Here is a 7,631-nt window from a genome sequence, read left to right as displayed (position 1 = left end):
GAGCAAGCCCGCTCCCACAGTCGACTGCGTTCAGTCAGCAGGAATGCGGTCGAATGTGGGAGCGGGCTTGCTCGCGAAGGCGGCTTGTCAGGCGAAGAAGGACTTCACCTGAAACATCAAGCGCCGTGGCACTTCTTGAATTTCTTGCCGTTGCCGCATGGGCAAGGGTCGTTGCGGCCGACGTCTTTCAGGGCGTTGCGCACCGGTTCCTGGTGGGCGTGGCCGCAGTTCGGGCCGTGGACATGGCCATGGTCGTGATCGTGATGATGGTCATGATCGTGGTTGCAGTCAGGGCCATGGACGTGAGGTTGCTGAGTCATCGGTTGTGCTCCGGAATTAAATCGGCCGGGATTATCACGCCATTGCGCTCCAGGTGCACGTAGTGGGCGATGAATAAACCGGTTTCCATCTCGCCCTGCAGTTGATAAGGCACCTGCTGGTGCGGACTCTTGAGCATTTTCACCACGTCCTTCACTCGTGGCCACAGGTTGGTGCGGATCGGTATCCGGTAGAACGCGCTGCTTTTGGGGGGCACGGTGATCCAGTGTTCATGCTCGCCTTCGGCCAGCAGCAGATCCGCCAGATGAATGCGATATTCCATACCGCGCACGGTCAGGTCGCTGTCGTTGGGGTTGTCGATCCGAAAGTGCAGGATGAATTTCTGTTCGAGCAACTTGGCCCGCACCACCTCGACTTTCACCAGGTGCACGGCAGGGTCGACGCTGTCGTCGCTGAACCACGAGGCGCAACCGCCGAGGTTCAGCAACAGCATCAACGTGAAGAACTGGAATGTGCGCCAACGACCGAGCATGGTTGAACTCCCTTTGCAGCCAGTCTAGACGCTAAAAAAATTGCAGGCCTATGCGCCGAAATACCCTGCACAGCACTTCTTGAACTTCTGTCCGCTTGCGCACGGGCAACTGTCATTGCGCCCCAGCTTCAACTGCACGGTCGGGTCGATGAAGTACCAGCGCCCGCTGTTTTGCACGAAAGATGAGCGCTCGCGGTGGCTGTGTTCGCCCTGGCTGTCGTGCCAGCGCGCGGTAAAGGTGACAAAGGCGTGCTCGGGCTGGCCGCCGAACACTTCCGAGCTTTCGACCTCGAGGCCGAGCCAGGTGCTTTGCGCGCTCCAGGCGCTGATCGACTGCCGATCCAGACCCGCCTGCTGGGCGGGCAGGGTGGTTGCCACCAGATAATCGATCAGCCCCAGCACATAGGCGCTGTAGCGCGAACGCATCAGGGCTTCGGCGCACGGCGCGGGATGGCCTTCGTGATAGTGACCGCAGCAGGCCTCCAGCAGGTTGCCGCTGCCGCACGGGCAAATGGCTGTACTCATTGCATTACCACCAGTATTTCCCGAAGTTTTCCGGATTGGCCCAGAACCGCGAGTTGAGCCAGTCGGGGACTTGTTTGTAGTCAAGCAGATCGTAGGTGAACAGGGTCAGTACCTGCTCGTCACGCTGAAAACGTTCGCTGGCTTGCAGCGCCAGTGAATAGAAATCGGTCTCCTGCCAGCCGCTGGCCGGCAGGTCTGCCAGCACAGCGATGCGGCTGGCATTGAGGTTGCGGATCCCGCCCAGCAGATTCAGGCCGTCACGCTTGGGCAGATGCTCCAGGCAATCGACCACCAGCGCCAGATCGAAGCGCCGTGCCGCGAGTTCGGCGGGCAACGCACCGGGTTCGGCGTGGGCGACGCAGCAGTCCGGGTGCGCCTGCTTGAACGCGGCGAGCGCCGGAAATTCGCTGGCGCCGATCAGCAGCAGACGCGCCGGTGCATAGCGATCCAGTAAAGCGGCCAGCGCCTGTTGCGGCGTGCGCGAAGAAATGGCGACGTTCATCGAAGCTCCTCAATCAGATCGCCAAGACTAGCGCGCCAGACGGATCCGGCCTAGACCCCGTTTTGTCGCGTATGGCAAAAGTGCCAAATCCCTGTGAACACGGTCCCAAATGACGCTGGCCTATTGCTGGCGGAGATTAAAACTCCGGTCTTTACTCCGTGAATCGGTTCTAAGCCGATCCCTCAGGAGAAAACCAGATGAGCATAGTTCGGACAGCGTTACCTTTGATTCTGCTAACCAGTGTGTTGACTGGTTGCGCAGGTTTGCAGAAAACCGACTGGCCGACCTGTGCGGCGGTCGGCGGTGTGGTCGGTGCGGGCCTCGGCGCGACGGAAAGTTCGGCGTGGGCCGGCTACGGCGCACTGTTGGTCGGCGGTACGGCAGCCGCCTATTGCTGGGTACACGGTGATGGCGATGAAGACGGCGATGGTGTGCCGGACAGTCGCGACAAGTGCCCGCACACCCCTCGAGGCGTGCAGGTCGATGCTGACGGCTGCCCTCCACCGGCCCCTGCGCCAGTGGTAGAAGAGGCGGTCATTGTCAGGGAAGAAACCATCGTTATTCGTGATGTGCACTTCCAGTTCGACAAAGCCACCCTGACCGGTGCCGACAAACAGGTTCTGGACAAAGTCGCCACGCGCCTGAAACAAGAGTCGTCCACGGCGCAACTGACCGTGACCGGCCACACCGACAGCGTCGGCAGCGATGCCTACAACAAGAAACTGTCGGATCGTCGCGCGCACTCGGTGGTGGAATACCTGATTTCGCAAGGTGTGCCGCGTGCCAGCTTCGTCTCGGTATCGGGCATGGGTGAAAGCCAGCCAGTGGCGGATAACAAAACCGCTGACGGCCGTGCACAAAACCGTCGTACCGAAATCAAAATCGTCCGCTAGCCCCTCTCGCATCCGCGGCTTGTGCAGTCGCGGATGCGGGTCTTTACTCCTGTGTAACCGGTATGGGCCGGTGACACAGGAGCTTTCACAATGACTGTTTTCTCAAGGTCCGTCTTGCCGGTGCTGCTGCTGGGCAGCTTGCTCACCGGTTGCGCCACTCATAGCGATGGCGATGCCCCGCTCAATCAACGTACATGGCCGATCTGCAGCCTCATTGGCGGCTTGGTCGGCGGTGGGCTCGGCGCGATTGAAAGTGGCGGCTGGGCCGGTGGCGGCGCAGCGCTGGGGATTCTGACTGGCGGACTGATCTGTTACGCCCAGGATGGCGATGAAGACGGCGATGGCGTGTTCGACCGTCGTGATCGTTGCCCGGACACACCGCCCAATACGCCGGTCGATCACCGTGGTTGCCCGTTGCCGCAATATCCTGTGACCGAAAAACCTGCGGAGCCTGTAGCGCCGCAAACCGAAGTCATCACCCTCAGCGATGCCGGCAATGTGTTGTTCGATTTCGACAAATCGGATCTGACCCCGGCAGCCAAAGCCCAGCTCGATACGCTGATGGACAAATTGCGCAACGCCGACGTGGTGAGCATCAAGGTTATCGGGCATACCGACAGCAAAGGTTCGGACGCCTATAACCAGGCGCTTTCCGAACGCCGCGCGAGCAGTGTTGCCGCCTACTTGCTGAGCCAGGGTCTGGCGCCGGACAAACTGACCAGTGAGGGACGCGGCGAGAGTGAGCCGGTGGCTGACAATGCGACCGAAGAAGGACGGGCGAAAAACCGTCGGGTCGAGTTGCATATCAATCGCTGAGACTTGTCTGTAGTCCGCAGGCTAGAGCTGCCGGGCGACGATCATCGTCGAACCGGCAGCGATCCGACGACTGACAAAAGTTTTTTCTTTTGCCCCTCTGGCTTATCCCCCGTGTAAGCCGTTACTGTGCGCCCAAAGAATAATTCCGACACGGGGGAGCGTATGAAGGTTTTCTGGGGGCTGGGGCGTTTGCTGACCCTGCTGTTCTGGTGCGTGGTAGTGCTCAATCTGCTGATGCCGTTTGTGCATCCGCTGCATCTGCTGGTCAATCTGGCCGGCGGCTTGTTGCTGGCGCTGCATGTGCTGGAGTTGCTGTTCTCTCGCCTCGAGGGGCGTGCCAACCCGTGGCGTGACCGTCTGCTGATCCTGCTGTTTGGCGTTTTCCACCTGCAAACCATCCCGGCCCCGGCCGCTCCGGAGGCTTCTTCCCATGCGTAAACTTTGCCTGCTCGCTGCATTCATCAGTCCCCTGGCCTGCGCCCAGGTGGTCAGCGTCGAAACCAATTCCCTGATGCGCCTGCCCAACACCGCCAGCACCTTGCAGCTGGAAAAACTCGAAGTCGCCGATTACGGCACCTTGCTGATTCCTGCCAATGTGACCGAACTGACCGTCGGCGAACTGCGCCTGGGGCATGAAGCACGCATCGCGATCGTCCCGAGTGAACAGGTGCTGGACATGAAAGTCATTCGCGCCGAACTGAGCGAAGGCAGCCTGATTACTGCACGCGGGGCACCGGGGACCTATGAAAAAGCCGCCCGTGCCGGGCGTAATCTGAATCTGCAGTTCAAGGCGTTGACCGCGCCCAAGCTGTTTGTCGATGCCCGTGGCGGTACCGGCGCACCAGGTTTTGTCGGTCTGGATGGCGGCAACGGTGAAGATCCGGGCTGCACCTGGGGCGAAGCCGGACACGGTTTTGATGGCAGCAATGGCAGCGACGGCCAACCCGGTGCCCCGGGTGCGCTGGTGCGCCTGGAAGTGCCCCGCGAGTTTCCGGCCGAGCTGATCAAAGTCGACGTCGCTGGCGGCGCCGGTGGTCCGGCGGGTGTCGGCGGCAAGGCCGGCCAGGGCGGCAAGTCCAAGGGTTGCCTGGTGTACCGCGCTGATGGCGGCAAGAACGGCAAGGCCGGGGCTGATGGTCAGCCCGGGCCGGTGGGTGCGGCTGGTGCCGTGACCGTGCAACGCCTCTAAATAACAGCACTATTCACAATTGTGGCGAGGGAGCTTGCTCCCGCTGGGTCGCGTAGCGGCCCCATCCCAGATACCGCGCTTCATCAGATTGAACGCGCCAGCTGATTTGGGGCTGCTGCGCAGCCCGGCGGGAGCAAGCTCCCTCGCCACAAAAAGTGCCTGTCGTCAGCGGGTCAGAACATGGGCCGCGCGGCCGCAATCGCCACCAGCACCAACCCGACAATCAGATTGATCCCCACCACCCGGCGAATCCGCCCCAGCACCGCCGCACCCGCGGGCCAGTCTTTCGCCTCCACCGCTTTGCGCAACTCCGGCAGCATCAGGCCCTGAATCCGAATAAACAGCGCCGTCATCACCACATACAGCCCGATCATCACTTGCACATACTTAGGCGCGGTCTCGAAGCCGATGTGCTGCAAATGCAACATGCCGACGCCGCTGATCGGCAACAGGATCACCGCGACCCAGACCCAGCGGAAAAAACCTTGAAACACTTCCACCCACAAGGTCAGGCGGGCAGGGCCGTCGAGAGCCTTCACCGCCGCCGGGCGCAGGACCATCCAGGCGAAAAACATGCCGCCGACCCAGACCAGGGCGGACAAGACATGCAGCGGATAAACGAGGCTAAAAGGTGTCATTGGGGCACTCCGTTCTGCGCGGGACTGATTAGCGGGGTATGATAGCCGCCATCCAAAACCACTGAAAATTTATCCAGCGTTTTTTGCGCCCGACAATCAATGATCAGCACTGAACTCAAAACCACGATCCAGGGCGCCTATTCGCGTTTTCTTGAAGCCAAGAGCCTCAAACCGCGTTATGGCCAGCGCCTGATGATCGCTGAAATCGCCAAAGTCCTCGGGGATATCGACACCGACGACGAAGGCCGGCGCAGTGGCGACCCCGCAATTGTCGCGGTGGAAGCCGGCACCGGTACCGGCAAGACCGTGGCCTACAGCCTGGCGGCAATCCCCACCGCGAAGCTGGCCGGCAAGCGCCTGGTGATCGCTACCGCGACCGTGGCCCTGCAAGAGCAGATCGTCTACAAGGATTTGCCCGACCTGATGCGCAACAGCGGGCTGAACTTCAGTTTCGCGCTGGCCAAGGGCCGTGGCCGCTACATGTGCCTGTCCAAGCTCGACATGTTGTTGCAGGAAGGTCATGCGCAAACCGCCACCGCCCAGCTGTTCGAAGAAGAAGGCTTCAAGATCGAGGTCGACGAGGCCAGTCAGAAGCTGTTCACCAGCATGATCGAGAAGCTTGCCGGCAATAAGTGGGACGGCGACCGTGACAGCTGGCCAAACGCGCTGGAAGATGCCGACTGGGCGCGCCTGACCACCGATCACAGCCAGTGCACCAACCGTCATTGCCCGAACTTCGGCCAGTGCGCGTTCTACAAGGCGCGCGAAGGCATGGGCAAAGTCGACGTGATCGTCACCAACCATGACATGGTGCTGGCTGACCTGGCCCTCGGCGGCGGTGCGGTGCTGCCCGATCCGCGCGACACCATTTATGTGTTCGACGAAGGCCACCACCTGCCGGACAAGGCCATCGGCCACTTCGCCCACTACACGCGCCTGCGTTCCACCGCCGACTGGCTGGAAACCACCGCGAAGAACCTCACCAAACTGCTGGCCCAGCATCCGTTGCCGGGGGATCTCGGCAAGCTGATCGAGCAGGTGCCGGAGCTGGCGCGGGAGATCAAGACCCAGCAGCAGTTCATGTTCACCGCGTGCGAGCAGATCGCCGATTTCAAGCCCGGCGAAGACGTCGAAGGTCGCGAGCGGCCACGCCATCGTTTCGTTGGCGGGGTGATTCCCGAGCACATGCGCGAGATGGGCATCGAGCTGAAGAAGGGCTACTCGCGGCTCAACGATCTGTTCACCCGTCTGACCGACCTGCTCAAGGAAGGCATGGACGGCGAGGTCAACATCGGCATCGCCAGCAATCAGGCCGAGGAGTGGTATCCGCTGTTCGGCAGCCTGTTGTCCCGGGCTTCGGGCAACTGGGAATTGTGGACTGCATTTACCGCCGAAGACCCGGAAGACAGCCCGCCGATGGCGCGCTGGCTGACACTGGCCGAAAGCGGTTCGCTGTTCGATATCGAGGTCAACGCCAGCCCGATTCTTGCCGCAGAAACCTTGCGTCGGAGCCTGTGGAACGTGGCTTACGGCTGCCTGGTGACCTCGGCAACCTTGACGGCACTGGGCACCTTCGACCGTTTCCGCATGCGCGCCGGTCTGCCGAAAAAAGCGGTCACTGCCGTGGTGCCGAGCCCGTTTCATCATGCCGACGCCGGCGTGCTGCGGGTGCCGGATTTGAAGGCCGACCCACGCGACGCCGCGGCTCACACCGCCGCGATCATCCGCGAGTTGCCGGATCTGGTCGAAGGCTCGCGCGGCACGCTGGTGCTGTTCTCCTCGCGCAAACAGATGCAGGACGTGTTCGATGGCCTCGACCGCGACTGGCGCAAGCAAGTGTTCATTCAAGGCAACCTGTCGAAACAGGAAACCCTGAACAAGCACAAGGCGCGGGTCGATGGCGGTGATTCCAGCGTGCTGTTCGGCCTCGCCAGTTTCGCCGAAGGGGTGGACTTGCCCGGGGCCTACTGCGAGCACGTGGTGATCGCCAAGATCCCGTTCTCGGTGCCGGACGATCCGGTCGAGGCGGCGCTGTCGGAGTGGATCGAGGCCCGTGGCGGCAATCCGTTCATGGAAATCTCGGTGCCCGACGCTTCGCTGAAACTGGTCCAGGCCTGCGGGCGCCTGCTGCGTACCGAAGAAGACCGCGGCACCATCACTTTGCTCGATCGGCGCCTGGTCACCCAGCGCTACGGCAAGGCGATCCTCAATGCGTTGCCGCCATTCCGTCGTGAAATATCCTGAGACAACGGTGGGC

10 protein-coding genes are annotated in these 7,631 nt (G+C 61.6%); 5 read left to right on the top strand and 5 right to left on the bottom strand.

Features of this window, described 5'->3' with window-relative positions; genetic code table 11:
- Positions 1 to 116 precede the first annotated feature (116 nt).
- Genes M0814_RS28275 through M0814_RS28260 form a run of 4 tightly spaced genes read right to left on the bottom strand, consistent with a single transcriptional unit; the run spans position 117 to position 1,838 of the window.
- Positions 117 to 320 (bottom strand): SEC-C metal-binding domain-containing protein, encoded by a 204-nt coding sequence (locus M0814_RS28275; RefSeq protein WP_003198420.1) that lies wholly within the window; start codon positions 318 to 320, stop codon positions 117 to 119.
- Positions 317 to 811, bottom strand: coding sequence for an LEA type 2 family protein (locus M0814_RS28270; protein ID WP_003222333.1), 495 nt, complete (start codon positions 809 to 811; stop codon positions 317 to 319). Before M0814_RS28270 ends, M0814_RS28275 begins: the two co-directional genes overlap by 4 nt.
- 48 nt (positions 812 to 859) lie before the next feature.
- Entirely contained in the window at positions 860 to 1,336 is a 477-nt protein-coding gene (locus M0814_RS28265; RefSeq protein WP_003222334.1) for a YchJ family protein, read from the bottom strand.
- Between the two features lie 4 nt (positions 1,337 to 1,340).
- On the bottom strand, positions 1,341 to 1,838 hold the full coding sequence (locus M0814_RS28260) for a DUF6231 family protein (protein WP_041070621.1): 498 nt from the start codon (positions 1,836 to 1,838) through the stop codon (positions 1,341 to 1,343).
- Between the two features lie 197 nt (positions 1,839 to 2,035).
- Between M0814_RS28260 and M0814_RS28255 the strand changes: the two genes are divergently transcribed.
- From M0814_RS28255 to M0814_RS28240, 4 genes are all read left to right on the top strand, one after another.
- Positions 2,036 to 2,731: an OmpA family protein gene (locus M0814_RS28255; protein WP_103485721.1), complete on the top strand. Its 696-nt coding sequence runs from the start codon at positions 2,036 to 2,038 to the stop codon at positions 2,729 to 2,731.
- Between the two features lie 90 nt (positions 2,732 to 2,821).
- On the top strand, positions 2,822 to 3,547 hold the full coding sequence (locus M0814_RS28250) for an OmpA family protein (protein ID WP_003222337.1): 726 nt from the start codon (positions 2,822 to 2,824) through the stop codon (positions 3,545 to 3,547).
- Positions 3,548 to 3,709: 162 nt separating this feature from the next.
- Positions 3,710 to 3,985, top strand: coding sequence for a DUF1145 domain-containing protein (locus tag M0814_RS28245; RefSeq protein ID WP_003222338.1), 276 nt, complete (start codon positions 3,710 to 3,712; stop codon positions 3,983 to 3,985).
- On the top strand, positions 3,978 to 4,736 hold the full coding sequence (locus M0814_RS28240; RefSeq protein ID WP_103485722.1) for a collagen-like protein: 759 nt from the start codon (positions 3,978 to 3,980) through the stop codon (positions 4,734 to 4,736). The genes M0814_RS28245 and M0814_RS28240 overlap by 8 nt, the downstream gene beginning before the upstream one ends.
- Before the next feature lie 173 nt (positions 4,737 to 4,909).
- Here the strand turns inward: M0814_RS28240 and M0814_RS28235 are convergent, their stop codons facing one another.
- Entirely contained in the window at positions 4,910 to 5,374 is a 465-nt protein-coding gene (locus tag M0814_RS28235) for a DUF2269 family protein (RefSeq protein ID WP_003222340.1), read from the bottom strand.
- Positions 5,375 to 5,473: 99 nt separating this feature from the next.
- Here M0814_RS28235 and dinG point away from each other — a divergent pair, with 99 nt between their 5' ends.
- On the top strand, positions 5,474 to 7,618 hold the full coding sequence (gene dinG, locus M0814_RS28230; RefSeq protein WP_003222341.1) for an ATP-dependent DNA helicase DinG: 2,145 nt from the start codon (positions 5,474 to 5,476) through the stop codon (positions 7,616 to 7,618).
- The last annotated feature ends 13 nt before the right edge of the window (positions 7,619 to 7,631 follow it).

This window comes from Pseudomonas sp. MWU12-2020 (assembly GCF_023100605.1).
In the GTDB taxonomy this organism is placed as follows: domain Bacteria; phylum Pseudomonadota; class Gammaproteobacteria; order Pseudomonadales; family Pseudomonadaceae; genus Aquipseudomonas; species Aquipseudomonas fluorescens_H.
The sequence above is the reverse complement of the archived record's forward strand: the minus strand, read 5'-3'. Positions and strand labels throughout refer to the sequence as shown.

What these genes read in the sequence shown, in the direction of transcription:
- M0814_RS28240 (WP_103485722.1), top strand. Translation starts at nt 3,978, where the DNA reads ATGCGTAAACTTTGCCTGCTCGCTGCATTCATCAGTCCCCTGGCCTGC.
- dinG (WP_003222341.1), top strand. Translation starts at nt 5,474, where the DNA reads ATGATCAGCACTGAACTCAAAACCACGATCCAGGGCGCCTATTCGCGT.
- M0814_RS28265 (WP_003222334.1), bottom strand. Translation starts at nt 1,336, where the DNA reads ATGAGTACAGCCATTTGCCCGTGCGGCAGCGGCAACCTGCTGGAGGCC.
- M0814_RS28235 (WP_003222340.1), bottom strand. Translation starts at nt 5,374, where the DNA reads ATGACACCTTTTAGCCTCGTTTATCCGCTGCATGTCTTGTCCGCCCTG.
- M0814_RS28260 (WP_041070621.1), bottom strand. Translation starts at nt 1,838, where the DNA reads ATGAACGTCGCCATTTCTTCGCGCACGCCGCAACAGGCGCTGGCCGCT.
- M0814_RS28245 (WP_003222338.1), top strand. Translation starts at nt 3,710, where the DNA reads ATGAAGGTTTTCTGGGGGCTGGGGCGTTTGCTGACCCTGCTGTTCTGG.
- M0814_RS28270 (WP_003222333.1), bottom strand. Translation starts at nt 811, where the DNA reads ATGCTCGGTCGTTGGCGCACATTCCAGTTCTTCACGTTGATGCTGTTG.
- M0814_RS28250 (WP_003222337.1), top strand. Translation starts at nt 2,822, where the DNA reads ATGACTGTTTTCTCAAGGTCCGTCTTGCCGGTGCTGCTGCTGGGCAGC.
- M0814_RS28255 (WP_103485721.1), top strand. Translation starts at nt 2,036, where the DNA reads ATGAGCATAGTTCGGACAGCGTTACCTTTGATTCTGCTAACCAGTGTG.
- M0814_RS28275 (WP_003198420.1), bottom strand. Translation starts at nt 320, where the DNA reads ATGACTCAGCAACCTCACGTCCATGGCCCTGACTGCAACCACGATCAT.